Raw genomic sequence first — 20,968 nt, 5'->3', positions numbered from 1 at the left:
ACGGCATGAGCACTTCACATTCCCCCCCCCGGCCCAGCGTCATCCAGCTGGCCATCAAGGAAAAAGCCGCCCTGTATGCGGCCTACATTCCCATGTTCACCGAGGGCGGCATCTTCATTCCCACCGCGCGTGAGTACCGGTTGGGCGACGATGTGTATGTGCTGCTGTCCCTGCCCGACGACCCGCAGCGCTACCCGATTGCCGGCAAGGTGGCCTGGGTGACGCCGGCCAAGCCGTCGGGCAATCGCACCCAGGGCGTGGGCGTGCGTTTCCCGCACGACGAGAAATCCCGCCTGCTCAAGCTCAAGATCGAAGAAATGCTGGGTGCGCACCTGGGCTCGGACCGGCCGACACAAACCGTTTGATCGCCGCGCTATACCTTCCATAGCTGGTTGCGTAGAGCGGGCAAGGGCTACAGCCTGTTTTGCTTAAAAAATAATGTTTACTGACTCCCATTGCCATCTCGCCTTTCCCGAGCTGCTGGCCCAGCTGGCCGAGATACGCCGCGCCATGGCCGAGGCGCAGGTGGACCGGGCGCTGTGCATCTGCACCACGCTGGAGGAATTCGAGGCGGTCCATTCGCTGGCAACGACCTACGACAACTTCTGGGCCACGGTCGGCGTGCACCCCGACAACGAGGGCGTGCGGGAGCCCACGCTGCAGGATTTGCTGGAGCGCGCCGCCCTGCCGCGCGTGGTCGCCATTGGGGAGACCGGGCTGGACTACTACCAGATGGACGAGCGCAAGGGCGGGCGCGGCGTGGCCGATATGGAGTGGCAGCGCGAGCGCTTTCGCACCCACATCCGCGCCGCGCGCCAGTCGCGCAAACCGCTGGTCATCCACACCCGCAGCGCATCCAGCGACACGCTGGCGATCTTGCGGGAGGAGGGCGAGGAGGGCGCCAGCGGCAGTGCCGGCGGCGTTTTTCACTGCTTTACCGAGACGGCGCAGGTGGCCCGCGCCGCGCTCGACATGGGTTTTTACATCTCGTTTTCGGGCATCCTGACCTTCAAGAACGCCCAGGATCTGCGCGATGTGGCGGCCTTTGTGCCGCTGGACCGCCTGCTGATCGAGACCGACAGCCCGTACCTGGCGCCCGTGCCGTACCGCGGCAAAACCAATAATCCATCGTATGTGCCGTACGTGGCGCAGCAGCTGGCCCAGCTCAAAAACCTGCCCGTGCAGGACATTGCACACGCCACCAGCGCCAATTTCGAGCGCCTGTTCAGCGGAGTCAATTCATGAGAAATTACTTTAAAACTATTATTTACCTCATTGTTTTAATTGGATTTAATTACGCATCGGCCAACTCCTACAATGATTTCTTCGTGGCCATCAGGCGAGATGACGCCAGCACCATCACGGCGCTCGTCGCGCGCGGGTTCGACCCGAACACGCCGGACCCCAAGGGCCAGAATGGCCTGCTGATGGCGCTGGCAGAGCCCGCGCTGAAGGCCGCGCAGGCGCTCCTGGACGCGCCCAAAATTGACGTGAATGTGCGCAACCAGCAGGACGAGAGCCCGCTCATGATCGCCGCGCTCAAGGGCGAGCTCGACATGGTGCGCGAACTGATCGCCAAGGGGGCCGACGTCAACAAGCCCGGCTGGGCGCCGCTGCATTACGCGGCGACCGGCGGCCACCTTGAAATCATGAGCCTGCTGCTCGACAACAGCGCGTACATCGATGCAGCGTCGCCCAACGGGACCACGCCGCTGATGATGGCCGCCTCCTACGGAACGCCCGCGGCCGTCAAGCTGCTGCTCGATGAGGGAGCCGACCCCACGCTGAAGAACCAGAAAGGCTTGAGCGCGATTAATTTTGCGCAACGTGCCAACCGGCAGGATTCGGCCGACCTGATTGCCGCGTTCGTGCGCGCCGGGCAGCCCAAGGGCAAGTGGTAGTGCAAGCCGAGCAAATCAGGGTGGCCCATGCGCCCGCGCCAGGGGCACCCCACCGCTATCGTCAATATCTGGTTCCGGCATTTGCGTTGTCGGTCGCGCTGGCGCTGGTCGCTGGCTTGTATTTGTGGAACGGGCGCTCGCGTGCTCCCGTCGCTGCCGCGCCTGCCCCCCCGCCGCCCGTCAAGATCAAAACTGTGGAAGTCCAGCGCGGTGATATCGAACAGACCGTTGTCGCGTCCGGCAAGCTGCAGTTGTTCCGCTATGCCGATTTGGGCGCGCCGATATCGGGTGAGATCAGCGATGTGTTCGTGGCGGTCGGCGATGGGGTGAAGGCTGGCAAGCTGCTCATCAAGATCGCACCGAATGTGTCGGTGGCACGGCTGGAAGGCAACCAGGCGCAACTGGCCGGATTGCGCGCCGGATTGGCCGAGCAGCAGGCACAGCTCGATTTTGCCCAATTGCAGTTCAAGCGCCAGACGCAGCTGAAAACGGACCACGCGACCAGCGATGAATCTTTCGAATCCAGTCGCGCCGCCATGACGGCCGCCACCGCACGCGTGGAAGCCATCAAGGCGCGCATCCTGGAGACTGAATCCGCCACCCGGGATGACGATGAAGCACGCAAACATACCGAGGTGAAGGCGCCTTTCTCAGGCACCGTCGTCGCGCTGACGGCGCGTCCCGGACAGGCGGTAACGGCGCATCAGCAGGCGCCGGCGTTGGTGCGCATCGCGGACCTGTCGAAATTGACGGTGCAGGCGCGCGTCGCCGAGATTGATGTACCGCACCTGCACAAGGGCACCAGCGCGAGTTTCACCACACCCGGCTATCCCGGCAAGCACTGGTATGGCAAGGTTCGGCAAATCGTTCCCGTACCGGCCGACGGATCGGGCGAGCAGGGCAGGGACACCTTCTACAACGTCCTGTTCGAAGTCGGCAACGCGAATCTGCAATTGATGAGTGGCATGAGCACGCAGGTCAGTTTTGTCGTCGCGCATGCGCATGACGCCACAATCCTTCCTGTCGCGGCACTGGGCAAGCCGGACGGCGATGGTCTGTACAGCCTCAAAATTCTTGACGCAAACCAGCATCCTCAACGACGCAGGGTTCGCATCGGGATCCGGAACCAGCATCAGGCGCAAGTGTTGTCGGGTTTGACGCCTGGAGAGCAGGTTGTCATCGACGTGCCGGCCGCCGCACCCGCGTCAAACACACCGGCAGCGGCAGGCAACCGGATCGCCGTCAATCCCGTGACTCACCCCACATCCCATTGAAAATGCGAAATTTCCGGATAGCGTATATGTTGAACCTGTCGGTCATCGTGCCGGCCGGTTTGCTGCTCGGCGGATGCGCCCATGTCAGTGATCCGCACGAACCGGCGCTGGCGATGGAGATCCCTGCAGGGTGGGGGCAGGTGCCCAATGGCGGCGGACAGATCTGGCCCGACAGCGATTGGTGGAAGCGGCTGGGCAGTGCCGAGTTGACCGGGCTGGTCAATGAGGGAAGAGCCAGCAATCTGGAGATTGCCGCAGCGGTCGCGCGGGTGCGTCAGGCCGAATCGACGGCGCGCATTGCGGGCGCCCCGTTGCTGCCCAATGTGGACCTTGCCGCCGGCGCCAGCCGCACCTCGCAAATCCCCTGGGGACGAGGTACAAACGCTGTCAGCAGCATGCTCGAAATCGGCTACGAGGTCGATTTCTGGGGCAAGAACAAAGCGGGTCTGGCCGCTGCGCAGGCGTCCCTTGATGCCAACCGCTTTGACCGTGAGACGGTGGCCCTGACCGTGACAACCGGCATCGTGTCAACGTATCTGCAGGTCCTGTCTTTGCGCGACCAGCTGGCGATTGCCCGGGAAAATGTCGCCAACGCGCAGCGCGTGCTGAAACTGGTCGAGGCGCAAAGCCGCGCCGGTGCCACGTCGCCGCTCGATCTGGCAAGGCAGCGTTCCGTCGTGGCCGGTGAACAGGCCGTGATTCCCAGTCTGTTGCAGCAGGAGCGCGAAGCGCGTACCGCCCTGGCGGTCCTGCTGGGTCGTCCGGCCCAGTCCTTCACGGTTTCCGGACAGGGCCTGGGCAGCATCCTGTTGCCGGAGGTATCGCCGGGCTTGCCGTCGGAGCTGCTGGCGCGCCGTCCTGATATACGGGCTGCCGAGGCCAACCTGGCGGCTGCCAACGCCAATGTCATGGCGGCGCACGCGGCGCTTTTTCCCAGTATCAACCTATCCGGTTCGGCGGGCGGACAAAGCAGTGCGCTGCTTTCGTTGGTGAACGCGCCCAACCTGCTGATGAATTTTGGGGCGGGAATCGTGGCGCCGATTTTTGATGCGGACCGTCTTAAAAACCAGCAGGCATTGGCGCTTGAACAGAAACAGGAGCTGCTGCAGATATATCGCTCGACCGTGATTGCCGCTTTCGCGGAAGTCGACAACGCGCTCGGGCAGATTCGCAATCTGGCCGAGCAGGACAGGCTCAAGCAAACGGAATGGGAGCAGGCACGCCTGGCGTTCAATCTTTCGGAGGCGCGCTATCGCGCCGGCGCCGAAGACTTGATGACGGTGCTCGACACGCAACGCTCGCTCGCCGGGGTGCAGAACGAATTGGGCCAGCTCAAGCTAAAGCGATTAAAGGCGACCGTGTCGCTCTACAAAGCCCTGGGCGGCGGCTGGAAGGATGAAACCGGCCATGACGCTGGAAGCCGGGCTGACGCGGCTGGCGTCATTCCCGGTTGAAAAGGTTTGATCGTTCGCGGGCTCGCCGTGCCAAAGCCCGGGCCGGCATAGTTCGGGGTTCCTGATCCGGCGGCGCCGACGGCCCGCGCCATCAAAGCGTGCGCGCATCACGGAACGGGCCGGGATGGTTTCCCACTCGCTGCGCGGCGCGCTGCTTCCCATCAGCTTGCGCATGGCCGCACTGTCTATGCGCACTGCATCCGGGCGCGACCATACCGCGCAGATTTCATGCCGCTCGGCGGGCGTGAGCCAATCTATCTGCGCCAATGCAAGCCGCGCGCGACGCTGCCAGCTTCTTCGCGTGGCCTTGTCGCGTGTCGTTCGGATGTGAAAAAAGATGGTGGCGAGGCCCAAGCCTGGCTTGGTGCGTGAGCGTCCCTGCATTGGAAATGTCTCTTTAAATGACGTTGCTTGTACTTTATACGATGTATATTATGTTAAATTATTAAAATGAAAATTCATGAGCATTGCTTTGCTGTCGGAGCAACCTATCCCAGCCAACGTGATTACTTCACTCTGCCCCTCAGCAACGCGTTTGAGAACCCTGGCGCGTGCCGATGGGGATTCTCATTCTTTCGATCGCTCGGACTTGCTCAATCGCCCTTGAGCTTCTTGACCAGGGCCGCCCCGGTGAGCAATTCCAGCTGCGCCTCCAGCCGGATAACCCGGCCTGTGAGGTCTTCGATCTTGCTCTGCTGATGCTTCATTGCCTCAACCTGGCGGTCGACCTTATCCTCCAGCTTGATCACGGAGGTAAAGGCTCCCCAAATCTTTTCCGTAACGCCCATCAGGCGGTCCTTCGCGCAGAGGCCTTCGCAGCCTTGGCTTCCATCGCCGCAATCCGGCTATTGCTGGCTTCGATGAAGCTCAAGGCGTCATCAATCGCCGCACCGGCGCGGTCAGCGGCTCCTTTGGCCGCGTCCGCCAGCGCGCCAAGTTCCGCGTCCGATTCGCTCGATTCGTAGGCGAACGCGCCGCGCCGCATCAATTCAGAAACCGGAATGTCCAGCTTCTTCGCCTTGGCGGCGATGATCCTCTTGTCCTGCGCCGTCGCCTGCACAACGATTCGCTCTACAGCTGCTGCCATTTGAATTGCTCCAACGGAGTTGATATGTACATGGACATTGTATGTACACACAGGCGACATGTCAACCTGGCGACACTGCCATGCACCCTGCGGCTGGAGGCTATCGCCGATAGACCAAGATCCCTAATGAGGGGCGGGATGCGCAAAACATCACCATCAACTCCGGGTTATCCCTATAATTCGTCTATGCTGCACTGCAACATAAATGAAGCAGGCACCCGATCCGTTTAACCAGACTCAAGGAAATAGACATGAACAACACCGCCGAACAATTCATCGCCACCAACAAAGCAAATGCGCAAGCCCTCGAAGGCCTGGCGTCCCAGGCTCACGCCAGCATGGAAAAGCTGGTCGAGTTGAACATGACCGCCTCCAAGGCTCTGCTGGACGAGTCGTTCGGCCATGTCCAGGCCGTTCTGGGCGCCAAAGACGCCCAGGAGTTTCTGGCTTTGCAATCTGGCACGCTCAAGCCGCTGGCCGAGAAATCTGTCGCCTACCTCCAGCACGTCCAGACCATTCTGGCCGCCAGCGGCGCAGAGTTTGTCAAGGCCGTAGAAGCCAAGACGGTTGAAGCGCAGAAGGCGTTCAACGGCGTGCTCGAAAACCTCGCAAAGAACGCTCCCGCTGGAACCGAATCCGCTGTTGCCGCCTTCAAGAGCGCGCTGACCGCGGGTCAGTCCACCGTCGAGTCGGCCCAGGCTTCGGCCAAGAAGGCAGTGGAAGCGGCTCAGTCGCAGTTCACGGCAGTGACCACGCAAGCCGTCGATGCGGTTAAAAAAGCCACGCGCGCAGCTTAAATCACAGGCTGCCTCGGGGCAGTGACGATCAGATGGCACCTACGGGTGCCATTTGTATTTTGGCGCTTGGTATGCTCTGCGTTTCTTGCCCGAAGCCCCCTCCACTCTCTTGACCATCATGAACACCAAGTTCCTCTGCGCCGCGATCGTAGCGGTGTCCCTTCTACTTGCCGGCTGCAACAAGGCGCCCGGCAGCACAGCGGGTGCCGACACCACCGCGAAGGCCGCGTCCCAGCCCGTCTCCATTGCCGCCGTCACGGCCGACGCCAAAGGTTTCACGGTGGGGGCGCCAATGAGCGCGCATACGGTCTACGTTTTCTTTGATGCCCAATGCCCGCACTGTGCGGAGCTGTGGGACGCCGCCAAGCCGCTGATACCCCAGGCGAAATTCGTCTGGATTCCAGTCGGCCTGCTGAACCCGGCGAGCACGGAGCAGGGCGCCGCCCTGCTCGCCGCCAAAGACCCGGTCAGCGCGATGGATGCGCACGAAGCCTCGATGCGCGCCCATCAGGGCGGTATCACGGCCAGCGGTGACATGGACGCACAAAGGGCCGAGGTCAGGAAAAACACCGACTTGATGACCCGTTTCGGTTTTGGCTCCATCCCGACCATCGTCGCCGCGAACGCCCGGACCGGCGCGCTGGTAACGCAGGAAGGCGCTTCCGGGACCGCAGCACTCGCAACGCTACTGGGATTGCAGATGCCTGCCGCGGCCCTCCCCGCCCCCGCCAACTAAGGGATCAGCGCCCTCCTGCAGCAGCCGGGTAGCACTGGCTACCGCATCGGCAACACTCCAGAACAGCCGGTTCTCGAAGAGCGCCGGCTCCATCTTCAGCAATAGTTGGCGCACCGGATCTTTCACCCGCGCCAGCAGCAGCGTTTTCCCGCGGCGCTCGAGCATGCGACACAGATCCACCAGGCATTCGGCCGCCGTGCTGTCCAGGTCCGCGCTTTGCTCCAGGCTGAGAATCAACACCGTGAGGTCGCTGCGCGCCTCCAGCCGCGCCATGGTTTCAACCAGCACGCCTTCAACACTGGCAAAGAAAAGCGGCTCCTCCGGGCGCAGGATCAATATTTTGTCGTGGGGTCGGGCCTCCGGGTGGCTGTCACGGTCGATGTAGTTGCGGCTCTGATCCAGCTCGGCCAACTCCCTGACAACCGGCTGGCTGAACGCGCGGATGGCCGAGGCCAGCGACAGGGCGATGGCGATCAACATGCCATGCAACAGACCGAACGCGAGCACGGCGGCAACCGCCGCGAGCGCGACGTACTGATCCCGATTCACGCGCCAGAGGATCAGCAGCGGCCCCGGGCTCAATGCGTGCATCAGGGCGCTGATCACGGCGGCGGCAAGAACAGGTTGGGGAATATGCTCGATCAACGACTTGCCAAACAGCACGAGCAACAGCACCGCCGCGGCACAGACCACGGCTGCCCCCTTGCTTTGCGCCCCGGCCGCCTCATTGGCTGCGGTGACCGAAAAGCCGGCCCCAACGGGCATCCCCTGCAACAGGCCGGAAACCAGATTTGACGTGCCAATGGCCCACAACTCGCGGTTGGGCTCGATCGCATCGCCGTGGAGCAGCGCCATGCTGCGAACGCTGCCCCAGGATTCCGCAAAAACAATGACCAGCAGGCCGCCCGCCAACTCCGCAATGCGCAGCCAGCGGTCCATCGACAATTGCGGCAGCCCCACGCTGGGTAGCGTCAACGCGATGGGCCCCACCGTTGCCACGTGCAGTTCGTTCAGGTCCACCGCGTAGGCCAGGCCGATGCCCAGGGCCAGCACCGCGAGCGCTCCCGGCACTTTGGGCCGGCGCGCCAGTAGCAGCATCAGCGCGAGCGCCCCGCCGCCGACCGCCACGCTCCAGAGCGCCCAATGATTCGCCTGCGCCAGCAATTCAGCCAGCAGCCGGACAGGATTGCCGCCGCTGGCGTTGACGCCGAAGCCGAAGCCCACCAGGATCGGCAACTGGTTGATGATGATGGTCAGCGCCAGCCCGAACGAGAACCCGTGCAGGACCGGGCGCGAAACGAAGGCCGACAAGCGCCCTAACCGGGCACCGGCCACCAGCAGCAGGCCGAGGCCGGTCATGATCACCAGCCCGACCGCCAATGCGCTGCTGTCGGCATCTCCGGTCGGGTTCAGCGAGAGCACGGCCGCAGCGAGCAAGGCCGCGGTCGATGACGTGGGCGCCACTACGGCGAAGCGGCTGCCGCCGACCACCGCGTAGCAAACCAGGCCCGCCAGCGCCGCAACGATGGCGTGCTGAATGCTGAGATGCGCGATGGCCGCATACGCCACGGCTTGCGGCAGCAAGATGCTGGCAACCGATAACCCCGCCACCGAATCAGCCGGGATCGAAGCGCGCAAGGGACGTGTCATCGGGCCGGGAAGATTCGGGGTCAGCCGTTCAGGGCGACATGACCAGGCGGTGGCGGATCTCGGGCGGGTTCATCTGCAGCGGCCGGTACTGCACGCCGGCCCAAGCCGGGCTCATGTCGCGGTAGCGCCTGGAGAACACCAGCCCGCTCTGCCCCGTCTGGTAGATGAATTGTGAATTTTCCAGGTTGGACAAGTCATACACAGCGCGCAACGAGGCCGCGTGGCGGCTCGCAAACGGCATCTTTTCTTCATTCGCCCAATACTGTCCCACGTTGATGGTGTAGGCGTCGCCGCCGGTCGGCACCGTGACGTCGAAGAAGGGCGCGAGCAGCGCCACGCTGCCAAACGGGCGGTGCGTGCTGACAGCCGGGTGCGCGTCGCCCCATTGCCATTTCGCCACGTCACTGCCATACAAGGCCTGCAACCGATCAAGCGCGCGCGTCAGCGCGGCGCCAGACTGCGCCTGGCACGTCTGCGGCGCACACCACCAGGCGTCGTTGTGCAGCAGCACGTCTTCGACCGTGGCGCGAAAGTTGCGCTTGCCGTACATCGCCGCAAAGCGCGCCTGGCCCAGCCGCGGCGCGATCAGCCCGCGCGTGAGCTCGTCGGCCCACACCGCAAAAATCAACGCCGCCGAGCTGTCGGCGCGTACCGTGCCGTCGAAGGTTTTGAGCTGCTGCTGCGCCGCACCGGCCAGCGGATGTGTCGATACCGTTTTTTGCAGATACGGCAGCAGTTTTTGCGTGGCCAGCGACAGCTGGTCGCCCTGGATTTTCTGCATGCTGGCCACATCATGCAGGGGCGTTGCGGCCAGCAGCTGTTCGATGCGGTTGAAGCGGTACGGCACCACCCAGTCCTGCCCCATGAAGTACGGGTAGCCGGGCGGCGTGATGCGCTGGTTGGCCGAGGCGTACCAGCCCTTCGCGTCGATCTGCGCGGCACCAGCCTGCGGTGTCTCGCTGGCGGGAATCCAGCCGGCCCAGTCGTATTTTGCGAGCCAGCCAGGCGACGGCGCCACGCCCATGATGTCGTTGTCGGGGCGGCGCAGCGGCACCTTGCCGACGGCCTTGTACGCCACGTTTCCGCCCACGTCGGCCATCACCACGTTTTGCATGGGCGAGTGGTTGTCGGCGTAGGCCTTGAGCAGCTCGTCGACCGATTGGGCCTGGTTGGCCTTGACGCCGGCCTCCATGGTCCGGTTGTCGGCATCGAGCGCACTCCAGCGCAGTGCCACCGCGTACTTGCCCAGATCCAGCAACCCGGCGTAGGCTTTCTGCGCGTCGCTGAGCACCGGGCCGTGGCGGGTCTCACGCACCGCCAGCACGACGTCGGGCTGGTTCTTGACCTTGATGACTTCCCGCCGCGTCTGGAACTCGGCCCAGACCGGCTGGCCGTCCACGTCCGGCGTGCGGTATTGCTCTGGGTTGGCGGGGTTGATCTGCTCGAGGTACAGGTCCTGCACGTCCGGGCCTGTGTTGGTGAAGCCCCAGGCGACCTTGTCGGTGCGGCCCAGCACCACGAACGGCAGGCCGGGCAGCGTGGCCCCGATCACATTCAGTCCGGGCGCCTGCAGCGCGGCAAAATACCAGATGGCGGGCGCGCTCAAACCCAGGTGCGGGTCGTTGGCGAGCAGCGGCTTGCCGCTGGTGCTGTGCGTGCCGGCCACCACCCAGTTGTTGCTGCCCTTGCCTTCGACGGTGCCGGCGCTCTGCGAAAAATCGGCAGCCCATTGCCGCAGGCCCGCCGAGAAGTTTGAATCAAAAAGGCCACTGGCCCTTATGGAATATTGGATTTTAGCTATTGATTTCGTAGCGGCCGGCGCCTCGGCGCGGTACACGCCAAGGTCGGCATACAGCTTGGACAGGTCCGTTTTGGAGGCCGGCGGCTCGCCGGGATAGGGTGGAAACAATTGCCACAAATGCTCGGTGCTCAGCACCTTGGCTGCCGATAACCGGGCAAACTCGGTGCCCCAGTTGCCACCCAAGTCGAGCGCCATCATGATCGACCAGCCCACGCTGTCCTCGGGCGTCCAGGCCGGCCCCGAGCCACCGCCCGGACGAACCCCCAGGATCTGGAACTCGGGGCTCAGTGCCTGCGAGGTATTGGCGTAAAACGCGTTAATGCCGTCGCTGTAGGCCTGCAGTGACTCTTTCGCATCTGCCGGCAAGCCCGCCAATTGGGCGCGGGCCGCACGCATGACACCGAGCGTGCGCAACAGTTTGTCGGTCTCCAGCGTGGCCGGCCCGAGCACTTGCGACAACTCGCCGTGCATGACACGGCGGTTGAACTCCAGCTGCCAGCCGCGCTCTTGCGCATGCACATAGCCGAGCGCAAACCAGGCGTCGCGCGCCGATCCGGCCTTGATGTGGGTCACATCGGCGCCGTCGCGCTGCACCGTGACGCTGGCGGCCAGGCCGGGGATTTTCAGCTCACCGTCGAGTTGCGGAAAAGTCCGCCAAGCATAAATGCCCGCGGCCACGGCCAGCACAAGCAGCAACCCCAAGAGGGCCCAGGCTGAGCGTTTCAACCAGGTCATTTTGTCTCGCCCCCGGAAAGTGATCAAAGTCAGGTCCGGCCGGCGCGGTGCGCCAGGGCCACCACGCCAGCCGACAGATGGAAGGCAACGGTCGGCACCGTGAAGTCACTGAACGGTGCACCCAGCGCCATCTCGCCGGCGCCTAGCAGGACGCACTCCTGGCGGCGCAGGGGCAATTCGGTGGGTACATCCGTGCCATTGGAGGTAAAGCGCACCCAGGTGCCGTAGCTGCTGATGTCCGCCAGCACGAATGCGCCCTGACGCCATTCGATTTTGGCGTGCAGGCGCGACACGCGCGGGTCGTTGATCACGAAATCGGCTTCGGCCACACGCCCGATATGGATCGGCAAAGTCGATGCATTGAACGAAGCATTGACATCCAGCCAGGACAAATCGATCTGGCCTGGCAGTGTGCCGCCGGGCGGCGCGGCGGCCTGCTCGAGCCCCCCTGCGATGGTCAGGAAATCGGTCGCCACTTCCGATTGCCATTCAATGCGGTAGATCACGCGGGCCTCGGTTTTACCCTTGAGGTTGATCGGCCCCAGGCTGCGAAACCGCACGTCTTTGGGTGACAGCTGCTGGATCACGGTGTCGGTTGCCCAGATCTGGCCGGCGCCCGACATGTCGCTCAGGCGCGAGGCCACGTTGACGGCATCGCCATAACAGTCGCCATTGACCTCGACAATTTCGCCGCACGCCACGCCCACCTGCAAGTGCATGTGCAGATTGGCGGGCCAGGCTTTGATGCGTTTTTGGTGCACGCGCTGCATTTCAATCACCGCGGCGACCGCCCGGCCGCCTTCGGGGAACACGGCCAGCACTCCGTCCCCCAGCATCTTGACGACGCGGCCTGAATGAGCCTCGCACACCTGTCCAATCCAGTGCGTCAAGCGGGTAATGGCTTGCGTGGCTTTGGCATTGCCCAGCGTTTCGAAAACGCCGGTACTCCCGGTCAAATCAGCAAAAACGACAGTCGTTGGGGCATCCATGCAATGGATATTCGGCTTAAAGGTTGTTACTAAATAATAAGTTTAGGGCATTCAGGTCCACTCAGGTTGTGTTGGGGACGGCGGGAATTCGAACCCCCGCCATTCCCGCACCCCTGCTCCTGCGGCCATCGTCTGACTGCGGATGGTCATACGGCTTACTACAGAATATCCCGAGTAAGCCAAAAGCATCAAGCTCCAGAAAGCACTTTCGGTGTATTTGTTAAATCATTGATTTGATTGTTGTTTTTTTATAACCATATTGATGTCATTTTTCTTGCCTTCAGGGCCCTGCGAGCTTACTGTAGAGCCATTAAAAGAGACTTACTCAGTCGTTGGAGTAATGAATGCGTCAATTAGCGTTGAGATTTTTCAGTATGTATGGCCTGCTGGCCAGGCCGGCCCGGGCGTCAAAAACGGTCGCTGCCGGCCGCATGGAGAGCATCCGCCACGCCATGCTGGATGCCTTGGGCGAAACCGGGGATGACAGCTTTCCCCAAACCATGCGCAAACTGCGTTTTGCCAGTGACGTGCAGGGCCTGTGGTATTTGCGTGGCGAAATCATGGAAGCGCTGGCCAGCCTGCATGGCGAAGCCTCGGCACAGAAGCAGCTCGAGCATCTGAGTGTCCTGTTCCAGGGCCTGCTGCCCGGAGGGCTGTCTTCGCGGGTCAGCCCGCTCAAGCAACTCAACCACTGAATCGGCGCAGCGACGCCCGCAGGGCTCGCCCGCCTCCTCCGCCGAACTCAATGGTGGTGCCCCCACAGCAAAAAGGCATCACGCCCGTCGACGGCCAGTTCCACATGCGCGCCGACCGGCAGCAACACCTTGGTCGGCACATGGCCAAACGGTAAATTGGTGAGGACGGGCATTTTGACCTGGCTGCGCAGCCAATTCACGACGGTTTGAAGTTTGAAGCCCTTGTCGTGCGGCACCAGTCTGTACTCGGTGAACTGGCCCAGGACAATGGCCTTTTGAGCGCCCAGGATCCCTGCGTGCAACAGTTGCGTGAGCATGCGCTCGATGCTGTAGGGGTGTTCCGCCACATCTTCAAGAAACAAAATCCCGCCCTTGATCTGCGGCAGAAACGGCGTGCCCACCAGGGAACTCAGCACGGCAAGGTTGCCGCCCCAAAGAGGCGCATGTTTCACGGTAAAAGTTCTGCTAGCCCTCGGTGAGCGTGATTTTTCAGCTCCTGAACTTGTAGCAGCCGGGGCGGCTTCGCGCAGTTGGCGCCAGCCCGCGCCCTCCCCCTGGCCGGTGATCATGTCGTCGAAACACGCCTCCATGATGTCGTCAGGGCCGAGGCTTTGGCCGGGGCCATGGCCATCTGCGGCATCGGCCTTGTCGTCCGCGCCAAACCCCTCACACAGCGCCGGGCCGGCCCAGGTCACCTTGCCGGTTTTGGCCAGCACCGCCATTTGCAGCGCCGTGAAGTCGCTCATGCCAACGAACTGCGTGCCCTTGTCGATGGCCTTGCCGAGCGCCTTGTAGTTGATACGCGGCAGCAGGCGCGTGAGGCCATAGCCGCCGCGCGTGATGAGCGCAACATCCGCGCCGCTGGCCGCCGCCCGGTGGATGGCCGCCAGCCGGGTGTCGTCGTCACCGGCAAAACGCAGATGGCTGGCCAGCGCCGCCGCGTCGATTTCCACCTCGTGGCCCAAGGTCTTGAGCCTGGCCACGCCGCGTTTGAAAGCCGCCTTGTCGCGCACGGCACCCGAGGGGGAATAAATGTAGATGTGTTTTTTCATGAAGACGCAATTATCACGGCGCGAAATAATCAACCGCCGCCACCGCAATCGGCTCACCCTGTTCCTGCACAAAATGCCCGGCCTGCGCCAGCAGCATGGGCTCGCCGCAGCCGCGAATGAGTTTTTGCAGGCCGCGCATCACGGGCAATCCCAGCACCGGATCCTGCTCGCCCACTGCCATGAAGGTTTTGCCGCTCCAGCGGTGCTGCCAGAAATCGCGGGCCTCGCGCGAAATGGCGGCGCCCTCGGAATCCTCGAACTCGGGCACCATAGTCGGGAAGGCGCGCAGCGCAGCGCGGTGGCCGCGGTCCGGGAACGGCGCGTTGTAGGCGGCGCATTCCCCGGCGCTCAGCTGCGGATTGCCGCGCGCGATCAAACGGGCCACGTCGAACTCGGGGTTTTTGGCGCACATCTCGCGCCAGGCGACAAAACCGGGGCTGAGCGGCACATCGCCCGTACCGAGCGCGGTGTTCATCACGAGCAGGCCGGTGTAGCGCCCAGGCGCCGCCAGCGGCAGGGTCAGGCCCAGCAGCCCGCCCCAGTCCTGCACCACGAGCACGACGTTGCGCAGGTCCAGCCGCTCGACCAATTCCAGCAGCACCTGGCGGTGCCAGCTGAACGTGTGGGCGCCCTCCTTCTTCGGTTTGTCACTCCTGCCAAAGCCGATCAGGTCCGGCGCCACGACGCGCTGCCCTGCTGCGGTGAACGCCGGGATCATCTTGCGGTACAGGTAGCTCCAGCTCGGGTTGCCGTGCAGGCACAGCCAGGTCAGCGGCGCGCCGCCGGGATCCTCGTCCAGGTAGTGCAGGCGCAGCCCGGCCAGCGCCGGCAGGTCGTTCAGGTAGTGCGGCGCCCACGAATAGCCGGGCAGGCCCGCAAAGCGCTCATCGGGCGTGCGCAGCGCATCCTCGCGCAGCGGGTGGCTGGTTGCAGCGTCGTCACGCATGGCTTGCCTCCTTCGTTGAAAAAAATCCTGTAGCAGGGCGCCGCACTCAAAGGCCAGCACCCCGCCCTGCACCGCGGTCTGGTGATTGAGCTGCGCCTGTGCAAACAGGTTGACGACCGAGCCGGCCGCGCCCGTTTTGGGATCGCTCGCGCCGAACACCACGCGCTTGAGCCGTGCGTGCAGCATCGCGCCGGCGCACATGGCGCAGGGCTCCAGCGTGACAAACAGCTCGCAGCCATCGAGCCGGTAGTTGCCGAGCACCTGCGCGGCGGCGCGCAGCGCGTTGACCTCGGCGTGCGCGGTCGGGTCACGCGAGTTCACCGGGCTGTTGCGGCCCGTGGCGATCACCTGCCCGTCCCTGACCACCACGGCACCGACCGGCACCTCGCCCGCGCCAGATGCCTCGCGGGCCTGCGCCAGCGCCAGTTGCATGAAAGTGGAGTCCGCCATCGGCACTATTGATTCGATAGCTGTAAGCGCAGATCCCTTAAGGGCTACAGCCTGATTTTGTTGTTAATTATCATCTGGCACGGGGCGCGCCTTTTGCATCGCTCGCTCGATCGCCTGCTTGTACTGCTGCTCGATCTGCCGGCTTTGCTGCCTGACCGTCGCGGCCGGCGCGCCGTCCGGGCCGGCTGCGCCTTGCACTGCCGGCAGCTGCAGCGCGGGCATCGCCTGCTGCGTGGCGGCGAGCTGCTTTTTCACGAGCAGGCCCACAATGACCAGTGCGATCAACAATCCGGCCAGGCCGAAAAAACCTCTCATGAACCACCTCCAGGCTCGCCGGCATGCATGCCGAGCCGGTCCATCCACTCGCCCAATTCGCGATCATCCTCGCCGCCCGCCGCGTAAATCTCGCGCATCCGCGCAAACGCCTCGGGCCGGTGCTGATTCAGCTTGAGCTTGCATTGCAAGTCGGTCACCTGCAGCTCAAATGCCACGATGCCGGCGAGCATCTTGAGCTGGAATTCGGGCGTCATCGCGCGCCACTGCTCGGCATACGCGGGCTCGTGGTCGCCGATCAGGGTCTTGAGCAGCGCATCTTTGCCGTTGGGATCTTCGATCAGCGTGGCCTGCACCGTGCAATGCACCGCCAGGTAATTCCAGGTCGGCACGCGCGCCAGATCGGGATAGACCTTGGGCGACATGTAGGCATGCGGGCCGAGGAACGTGACCACCGCGGTCGGGCGCGCCTGCAGGTAGCGCCAATGGTGGTTGGGTTTTGCGACGTGGCCCAGCAGCACGAGCTGCTCGCCGCGCTCCACCAGATGCAGCGGCAGGTGCGTCACATACGGCAGACCGCTGTCGTCGTTGCTGATCAGGCTGGCAAAGGGGTGGCTGCGCATGAGCGTCAGCGCATGGGCCCGGTCTTTGGCGTTGAATTGGGGAGGCATGTACATGGTGTGCTTACTTTAGCCCATGCCAGGCCGGCTCACCCGATCAGACGCGCAGCGGCCAGCGCGCCAGTGGCACATGCAGTCCCTGCCCGAGCAGGCTGTGCACGAGAACGAACTCGTGGACGCGCCATCCGATCGTCTCGATGGCCTGTTCGGCGACGTGGCGGTCGTCGTACAGCAGTGTCACGTGGGGCGTGTACTGCGGCTCCACCCAGCGCCCGAGCCCGGTCTTCTTCATCGCCTCGCCCAGCGTCTGCTGAAATGCCCTCAGTGCGGCGACGCCATCGCCTGCGCGCAGCACGAACGGCCGGTTGCGCGGCCGTCCGGAGAAACTCCCCGCGCGGTCGAACGCGACCTCGAAAGGCGACATCACGACGGCTGCCGCAGCGTCGCCCGCAGCAGCGACCACGCTCTGCGGCAGCCCGACGTAGTCACCGAGGTGATGCAGCGTGATGTGAAAGCGCTCCGTCGCGAGCGGTCTGCCCTTCAACCCATGTTCACCGCGCAGATGCTGTGCAAGCTGCGCGATACGCGCCGCGGCAGTCGCGCCTGGAAAGATAGCGAAGAACAACCTGTCCGTCGGCTGCGACGGAGCATCGAACCCGGGTAACGAAAGCTGCCCGGGCACGCCGGGAATTTGTCTGGACACAGCGAAACCCCGCGCCTCCCCCTACTCCCACTCGATCGTTGCCGGCGGCTTGCTACTGACGTCGTAGGTCACGCGGTTGATGCCTCGCACCTCGTTGATGATGCGGCTGGACACCTTTTTGAGCAGCGCATAGGGCAGCTCGGCCCAGTCGGCGGTCATGAAGTCGCTGGTCTGCACGGCACGCAGCGCAACCACGTAATCGTAGGTGCGCCCGTCCCCCATCACGCCCACGCTCTTGACCGGCAGGAACACGGCGAAGGCCTGGCTGGTCAGGTCGTACCAGCTTTTGCCGCTCGCCTCGTCCTTGAAATTGCGCAACTCCTCGATGAAGATGGCGTCGGCGCGGCGCAGCAGGTCGGCGTAGTCCTTTTTGACTTCGCCCAGGATGCGCACACCCAGGCCCGGGCCGGGGAAGGGATGGCGGTACACCATGTCGTACGGCAAGCCCAGCGCGACGCCGAGTTCGCGCACTTCGTCCTTGAACAACTCGCGCAGCGGCTCCAGCAGCTTCAGGCCCAATTGTTCGGGCAGCCCGCCGACGTTGTGGTGGCTCTTGATCGTCACGGCCTTCTTGGCTTTACCGCCGCCGGACTCGATCACGTCGGGATAGATGGTGCCCTGAGCCAGCCATTTCGCTCCATTTTTTGTAGCATCTGATGCCCGCAGCTTCTGGGCTTGCGCCTTGAATACCTCGACAAACTCGCGCCCGATGATCTTGCGCTTGGCCTCCGGCTCGCTCACGCCCGCCAGGTGCCCGAGAAACTGCGTCGCTGCATCCACCCGGATGACCTTGGCGTGCAGCTTGCCGACAAACATGTCCATCACCATGTCGCCCTCGTTCAGGCGCAGCAGTCCGTGATCGACGAACACGCAGGTGAGCTGGTCGCCGATGGCGCGGTGGATCAGCGCGGCCGCCACGGAGGAATCGACGCCGCCGGACAGGCCCAGAATGACTTCATCGCTGCCGACCTGCGCGCGGATTTTCTCGACCGCCTCGCCGATGTAGTCGCCCATGATCCAGTCGGCGCGAGTGCCACAGATGTCCAGCACAAAGCGCTCCAGAATGGCCGCGCCGCGCTTGGTGTGCGTGACTTCAGGGTGGAACTGCACACCGTAAAACCGGCGCTCTTCGTCGGCCATGCCGGCAATCGGGCAGCTGTCGGTGGACGCCATGAGCCTGAACCCGGGTGGCAACTCGGTGACCTTGTCGCCATGGCTCATCCACACCTGCAACATGCCGTGGCCCATCGGGGTGGTGTAGTCCTGGATGCCCTCGAGGAGCTGGGCGTGGCCATGCGCCCGCACATCGGCAGGGCCGAACTCTCGCTTGTGCCCGCTTTGCACGACGCCGCCCAGCTGGTGCGCCATGGCCTGCATGCCGTAGCAAATGCCCAGCACCGGCACGCCCAGATCGAATACGGCCTGCGGCGCCTTGTCGGTGGTCTCCTCGTAGATGCTGGCGTGGCTGCCGGACAGGATCACGCCTTTAAGCCGGCCGTCCTTCGCATACTCGTGCACCCACTCGTTGGTCACGTCGCAGGGGTGAACTTCACAAAAAACGTGGGCATCGCGCACACGCCGCGCAATGAGCTGGGTGACCTGCGAGCCGAAATCGAGGATGAGGATTTTTTGGTGCTGCATGAAAAAGAAAATCAGTCGGCGCGGTAGTTGGGGGCTTCTTTGGTGATCTGCACGTCGTGGACATGGCTCTCACGAATGCCGGCGGTGGTGATTTCCACGAACTCGGCCCTGTTTTTCATGTCCTCGATCGTGGCGCAACCGCAGTAACCCATGCTGGCGCGCACGCCGCCCGCCATCTGGTACACGATGGAGACCATCGATCCCTTGTACGGCACGCGGCCTTCAATGCCCTCGGGCACCAGCTTGTCGGCATTCGGGTTGCCGGTGGTAGCCTCCTGGAAGTAGCGGTCGGCGCTGCCCTGCTGCATGGCGCCAATGGAGCCCATGCCGCGATAGCTCTTGTAACTGCGGCCCTGGAACAGGATCACCTCGCCAGGCGCCTCTTCGGTGCCGGCGAACATGCCGCCCATCATCACGGTGCTGGCGCCGGCGGCAATCGCCTTGGCAATGTCCCCCGAATAGCGGATGCCGCCATCGGCGATCAAAGGCACGCCGCTGCCCTGCAGGGCTGTTGCCACGCTGTCGATCGCCATGATTTGCGGCACGCCCACGCCGGCCACGATGCGCGTGGTGCAGATGCTGCCGGGGCCGATGCCGACCTTGACCGCATCGGCGCCGGCCTCGACCAGCGCCAGCGCCGCCGCGCCGGTGGCGATGTTGCCGCCGATCACATCCACCTGCGGGTAGTTGCGCTTGACCCAGCGCACGCGTTCGATCACGCCCTGGCTGTGGCCGTGCGCGGTGTCCACCACGATGGCATCGACGCCGGCCTTGACCAGCGCCTCCACCCGCTCTTCCGTGCCCTCGCCCACCCCGACCGCCGCGCCCACCCGTAGCTTGCCATGCGAGTCACGTGCGGCATTCGGAAAGCTGGTCTGCTTGGTGATGTCCTTGACGGTGATCAAACCCTTGAGCTCGAACGCGTCGTTCACCATCAGCAGCCGCTCCAGCTTGTATTTGTTCAGCAGCGCACGCGCTTCGGCGGAGGTCACGCCTTCCTTGACCGTGACCAGCTTCTCGCGCGGCGTCATGATCTCGCGCACGGGCACGTCGTAGCGGGTCTCGAAGAGCAAATCGCGGCTGGTGACGATGCCCACCACCTTGCCGGCATCGCAGACCGGAAAGCCCGAGACACCGAGCTGCTCCGACAGGTCCATGACCTGGCGCACCGTGTGGTTGGGCGTGATCACCACCGGGTCGCGCAGCACGCCCGACTCGTAGCGCTTGACCTTGGCCACCTGGGCGGCCTGTTCCTGCGCGGTGAAGTTCTTGTGCACGATGCCCATGCCGCCTTCCTGCGCGATGGCGATTGCCAGGCGGGCTTCCGTGACCGTGTCCATGGCGGCGGACACCAGGGGCAGGTTCAGGGAAATGTTGCGGGAGAAACGGGTCGCGAGAGAAGTGTCCTTGGGCAGGACCTGGGAGAACGCTGGCACCAGCAACACATCGTCGAAGGTGAGCGCTTTTCCTAATAGGCGCATGAGATGGCTCCAAAAAACAGATTGTACCCGCGCCTCTGGTGTTTACCCTGAAGGGCGATGGCCGGCAAAAGTTGACAAACTGCCGCCCAGCACGATGCCAGTGGAAGGAATGCAACACAAAATTCGCGATGCCGGCGCTAAACTACCCCGCATGAATTTGTCTAGAGTTTTCCTGTTCGGCGTGGCCTGCCTGATGTCGATGTCGGCCATGGCGCAGTGGCAATGGATCGATAAGGATGGCCGCAAGGTGTTCAGTGATCGTGCTCCGCCCGCCGACACACCGGAAAAAAATATCCTGAAGCAGCCCGCCGGGCGCAGCCCAGCCGTCATTTTGCCGGCCGCTGCGACCGCACCCGGTACCGACGCGGGCACTTCGAGCGCCAAAGTGGAAGGCATGGCGCCCAAGCTCAGCGGCAAGGACAAGGAACTCGAAGAGAAGAAAAAACAGGCCGAAGACGCGCAAGCGGCCAAGAAAAAGGCCGAGGAGCAAAAGATAGCCCAGGCCAAAGCCGACAACTGCGCCCGCGCCAGGCAATCGAAGGCCGGCCTGGACTCCGGCGTGCGCATTGCCAGCACCAATGACAAGGGCGAGCGCGTGATCATGGACGACGCCGCGCGGGCCGCTGAGACTCAGCGCGTTCAGTCCATCATCAATGCCGACTGCAATTAGGCCGGCCATTCCT

The 20,968-nt window shown here is 63.6% G+C and carries 21 protein-coding genes; 9 read left to right on the top strand and 12 right to left on the bottom strand.

Annotated elements, in window-relative coordinates; translation table 11 throughout:
* The first annotated feature begins 5 nt into the window (after window positions 1-5).
* The 5 genes from B0E49_RS05410 (at window position 6) to B0E49_RS05390 (ending at window position 4,629) form a co-directional block, all read left to right on the top strand.
* Window positions 6-365, top strand: a complete 360-nt coding sequence (locus B0E49_RS05410; protein ID WP_077560975.1) for a PilZ domain-containing protein — start codon at window positions 6-8, stop codon at window positions 363-365.
* Window positions 366-438: 73 nt separating this feature from the next.
* Complete coding sequence (locus B0E49_RS05405; protein ID WP_077560973.1) at window positions 439-1,245, top strand: TatD family hydrolase; 807 nt, start codon at window positions 439-441, stop codon at window positions 1,243-1,245.
* The gene (locus tag B0E49_RS05400; protein WP_077560971.1) at window positions 1,242-1,901 is read left to right on the top strand and encodes an ankyrin repeat domain-containing protein; all 660 of its coding nucleotides are present in this window, start codon (window positions 1,242-1,244) and stop codon (window positions 1,899-1,901) included. The genes B0E49_RS05405 and B0E49_RS05400 overlap by 4 nt, the downstream gene beginning before the upstream one ends.
* Entirely contained in the window at window positions 1,901-3,175 is a 1,275-nt protein-coding gene (locus tag B0E49_RS05395) for an efflux RND transporter periplasmic adaptor subunit (RefSeq protein WP_286137818.1), read from the top strand. Before B0E49_RS05400 ends, B0E49_RS05395 begins: the two co-directional genes overlap by 1 nt.
* A 26-nt stretch (window positions 3,176-3,201) precedes the next feature.
* Window positions 3,202-4,629: an efflux transporter outer membrane subunit gene (locus B0E49_RS05390; RefSeq protein ID WP_077560967.1), complete on the top strand. Its 1,428-nt coding sequence runs from the start codon at window positions 3,202-3,204 to the stop codon at window positions 4,627-4,629.
* Window positions 4,630-5,222: 593 nt separating this feature from the next.
* Here B0E49_RS05390 and B0E49_RS05385 read toward each other — a convergent pair.
* Window positions 5,223-5,417 (bottom strand): hypothetical protein, encoded by a 195-nt coding sequence (locus tag B0E49_RS05385; RefSeq protein WP_077560965.1) that lies wholly within the window; start codon window positions 5,415-5,417, stop codon window positions 5,223-5,225.
* Entirely contained in the window at window positions 5,417-5,716 is a 300-nt protein-coding gene (locus tag B0E49_RS05380) for a hypothetical protein (RefSeq protein WP_077560963.1), read from the bottom strand. Before B0E49_RS05380 ends, B0E49_RS05385 begins: the two co-directional genes overlap by 1 nt.
* 251 nt (window positions 5,717-5,967) lie before the next feature.
* Between B0E49_RS05380 and B0E49_RS05375 the strand changes: the two genes are divergently transcribed.
* Window positions 5,968-6,513: a phasin family protein gene (locus tag B0E49_RS05375; protein ID WP_077560962.1), complete on the top strand. Its 546-nt coding sequence runs from the start codon at window positions 5,968-5,970 to the stop codon at window positions 6,511-6,513.
* 118 nt (window positions 6,514-6,631) lie between these two features.
* Window positions 6,632-7,249 (top strand): thioredoxin domain-containing protein, encoded by a 618-nt coding sequence (locus B0E49_RS05370; protein WP_077561276.1) that lies wholly within the window; start codon window positions 6,632-6,634, stop codon window positions 7,247-7,249.
* Here the strand turns inward: B0E49_RS05370 and B0E49_RS05365 are convergent.
* The 3 genes from B0E49_RS05365 to B0E49_RS05355 are packed head-to-tail and all read right to left on the bottom strand — an operon-like array spanning window position 7,199 to window position 12,424.
* Window positions 7,199-8,899: a SulP family inorganic anion transporter gene (locus B0E49_RS05365; RefSeq protein WP_077560960.1), complete on the bottom strand. Its 1,701-nt coding sequence runs from the start codon at window positions 8,897-8,899 to the stop codon at window positions 7,199-7,201. The two genes, B0E49_RS05370 and B0E49_RS05365, sit on opposite strands and share 51 nt — an antisense overlap.
* 28 nt (window positions 8,900-8,927) lie before the next feature.
* Complete coding sequence (locus tag B0E49_RS05360) at window positions 8,928-11,435, bottom strand: penicillin acylase family protein (RefSeq protein ID WP_077560958.1); 2,508 nt, start codon at window positions 11,433-11,435, stop codon at window positions 8,928-8,930.
* A 29-nt stretch (window positions 11,436-11,464) separates the two neighbouring features.
* Window positions 11,465-12,424 carry an adenylate/guanylate cyclase domain-containing protein gene (locus tag B0E49_RS05355; protein WP_077560956.1) on the bottom strand — a complete coding sequence of 320 codons (960 nt, stop codon included), beginning with the start codon at window positions 12,422-12,424 and terminating at the stop codon, window positions 11,465-11,467.
* Between the two features lie 344 nt (window positions 12,425-12,768).
* On the opposite strand from B0E49_RS05355, the gene B0E49_RS05350 reads away from it, so the two are divergent.
* Window positions 12,769-13,119 (top strand): hypothetical protein, encoded by a 351-nt coding sequence (locus B0E49_RS05350; RefSeq protein WP_077560954.1) that lies wholly within the window; start codon window positions 12,769-12,771, stop codon window positions 13,117-13,119.
* A gap of 47 nt (window positions 13,120-13,166) precedes the next feature.
* On the opposite strand, the gene B0E49_RS05345 is transcribed toward B0E49_RS05350, so the two are convergent.
* The 7 genes from B0E49_RS05345 to guaB all read right to left on the bottom strand — a co-directional run bounded on the left by B0E49_RS05345 (window position 13,167) and on the right by guaB (window position 20,285).
* Window positions 13,167-14,171: an LD-carboxypeptidase gene (locus B0E49_RS05345; protein ID WP_077560952.1), complete on the bottom strand. Its 1,005-nt coding sequence runs from the start codon at window positions 14,169-14,171 to the stop codon at window positions 13,167-13,169.
* A 13-nt stretch (window positions 14,172-14,184) separates the two neighbouring features.
* Entirely contained in the window at window positions 14,185-15,567 is a 1,383-nt protein-coding gene (tadA, locus tag B0E49_RS05340; protein WP_077560950.1) for a tRNA adenosine(34) deaminase TadA, read from the bottom strand.
* 63 nt (window positions 15,568-15,630) lie between these two features.
* Window positions 15,631-15,882: a hypothetical protein gene (locus tag B0E49_RS05335; RefSeq protein ID WP_077560948.1), complete on the bottom strand. Its 252-nt coding sequence runs from the start codon at window positions 15,880-15,882 to the stop codon at window positions 15,631-15,633.
* The gene (locus B0E49_RS05330) at window positions 15,879-16,517 is read right to left on the bottom strand and encodes an FMN-binding negative transcriptional regulator (protein WP_077560946.1); all 639 of its coding nucleotides are present in this window, start codon (window positions 16,515-16,517) and stop codon (window positions 15,879-15,881) included. Before B0E49_RS05330 ends, B0E49_RS05335 begins: the two co-directional genes overlap by 4 nt.
* Window positions 16,518-16,557: 40 nt before the next feature.
* Window positions 16,558-17,142 carry an RNA 2',3'-cyclic phosphodiesterase gene (gene thpR / locus B0E49_RS05325; protein ID WP_077560944.1) on the bottom strand — a complete coding sequence of 195 codons (585 nt, stop codon included), beginning with the start codon at window positions 17,140-17,142 and terminating at the stop codon, window positions 16,558-16,560.
* Window positions 17,143-17,184: 42 nt separating this feature from the next.
* A complete protein-coding gene (gene guaA / locus B0E49_RS05320) occupies window positions 17,185-18,804 on the bottom strand; it encodes a glutamine-hydrolyzing GMP synthase (RefSeq protein WP_077560942.1) in 1,620 nt (539 codons plus the stop codon).
* A gap of 11 nt (window positions 18,805-18,815) precedes the next feature.
* Window positions 18,816-20,285: an IMP dehydrogenase gene (gene guaB, locus B0E49_RS05315; RefSeq protein WP_077560940.1), complete on the bottom strand. Its 1,470-nt coding sequence runs from the start codon at window positions 20,283-20,285 to the stop codon at window positions 18,816-18,818.
* Between guaB and B0E49_RS05310 the strand changes: the two genes are divergently transcribed.
* Window positions 20,284-20,955: a DUF4124 domain-containing protein gene (locus tag B0E49_RS05310; protein WP_353647343.1), complete on the top strand. Its 672-nt coding sequence runs from the start codon at window positions 20,284-20,286 to the stop codon at window positions 20,953-20,955. The genes guaB and B0E49_RS05310 overlap by 2 nt on opposite strands.
* Window positions 20,956-20,968 lie beyond the last annotated feature (13 nt).

The organism is Polaromonas sp. C04 (assembly GCF_002002705.1).
In the GTDB taxonomy this organism is placed as follows: domain Bacteria; phylum Pseudomonadota; class Gammaproteobacteria; order Burkholderiales; family Burkholderiaceae_C; genus Rhodoferax_A.
This window is presented reverse-complemented; position numbering and strand designations above follow the sequence as displayed.

What these genes read in the sequence shown, in the direction of transcription:
- B0E49_RS05410 (WP_077560975.1), top strand. Translation starts at nt 6, where the DNA reads ATGAGCACTTCACATTCCCCCCCCCGGCCCAGCGTCATCCAGCTGGCC.
- B0E49_RS05405 (WP_077560973.1), top strand. Translation starts at nt 439, where the DNA reads ATGTTTACTGACTCCCATTGCCATCTCGCCTTTCCCGAGCTGCTGGCC.
- B0E49_RS05400 (WP_077560971.1), top strand. Translation starts at nt 1,242, where the DNA reads ATGAGAAATTACTTTAAAACTATTATTTACCTCATTGTTTTAATTGGA.
- B0E49_RS05390 (WP_077560967.1), top strand. Translation starts at nt 3,202, where the DNA reads ATGTTGAACCTGTCGGTCATCGTGCCGGCCGGTTTGCTGCTCGGCGGA.
- B0E49_RS05385 (WP_077560965.1), bottom strand. Translation starts at nt 5,417, where the DNA reads ATGGGCGTTACGGAAAAGATTTGGGGAGCCTTTACCTCCGTGATCAAG.
- B0E49_RS05380 (WP_077560963.1), bottom strand. Translation starts at nt 5,716, where the DNA reads ATGGCAGCAGCTGTAGAGCGAATCGTTGTGCAGGCGACGGCGCAGGAC.
- B0E49_RS05375 (WP_077560962.1), top strand. Translation starts at nt 5,968, where the DNA reads ATGAACAACACCGCCGAACAATTCATCGCCACCAACAAAGCAAATGCG.
- B0E49_RS05370 (WP_077561276.1), top strand. Translation starts at nt 6,632, where the DNA reads ATGAACACCAAGTTCCTCTGCGCCGCGATCGTAGCGGTGTCCCTTCTA.
- B0E49_RS05365 (WP_077560960.1), bottom strand. Translation starts at nt 8,899, where the DNA reads ATGACACGTCCCTTGCGCGCTTCGATCCCGGCTGATTCGGTGGCGGGG.
- B0E49_RS05360 (WP_077560958.1), bottom strand. Translation starts at nt 11,435, where the DNA reads ATGACCTGGTTGAAACGCTCAGCCTGGGCCCTCTTGGGGTTGCTGCTT.
- B0E49_RS05355 (WP_077560956.1), bottom strand. Translation starts at nt 12,424, where the DNA reads ATGGATGCCCCAACGACTGTCGTTTTTGCTGATTTGACCGGGAGTACC.
- B0E49_RS05350 (WP_077560954.1), top strand. Translation starts at nt 12,769, where the DNA reads ATGCGTCAATTAGCGTTGAGATTTTTCAGTATGTATGGCCTGCTGGCC.
- B0E49_RS05345 (WP_077560952.1), bottom strand. Translation starts at nt 14,171, where the DNA reads ATGAAAAAACACATCTACATTTATTCCCCCTCGGGTGCCGTGCGCGAC.
- tadA (WP_077560950.1), bottom strand. Translation starts at nt 15,567, where the DNA reads ATGGCGGACTCCACTTTCATGCAACTGGCGCTGGCGCAGGCCCGCGAG.
- B0E49_RS05335 (WP_077560948.1), bottom strand. Translation starts at nt 15,882, where the DNA reads ATGAGAGGTTTTTTCGGCCTGGCCGGATTGTTGATCGCACTGGTCATT.
- B0E49_RS05330 (WP_077560946.1), bottom strand. Translation starts at nt 16,517, where the DNA reads ATGTACATGCCTCCCCAATTCAACGCCAAAGACCGGGCCCATGCGCTG.
- guaA (WP_077560942.1), bottom strand. Translation starts at nt 18,804, where the DNA reads ATGCAGCACCAAAAAATCCTCATCCTCGATTTCGGCTCGCAGGTCACC.
- B0E49_RS05310 (WP_353647343.1), top strand. Translation starts at nt 20,284, where the DNA reads ATGAGATGGCTCCAAAAAACAGATTGTACCCGCGCCTCTGGTGTTTAC.
- guaB (WP_077560940.1), bottom strand. Translation starts at nt 20,285, where the DNA reads ATGCGCCTATTAGGAAAAGCGCTCACCTTCGACGATGTGTTGCTGGTG.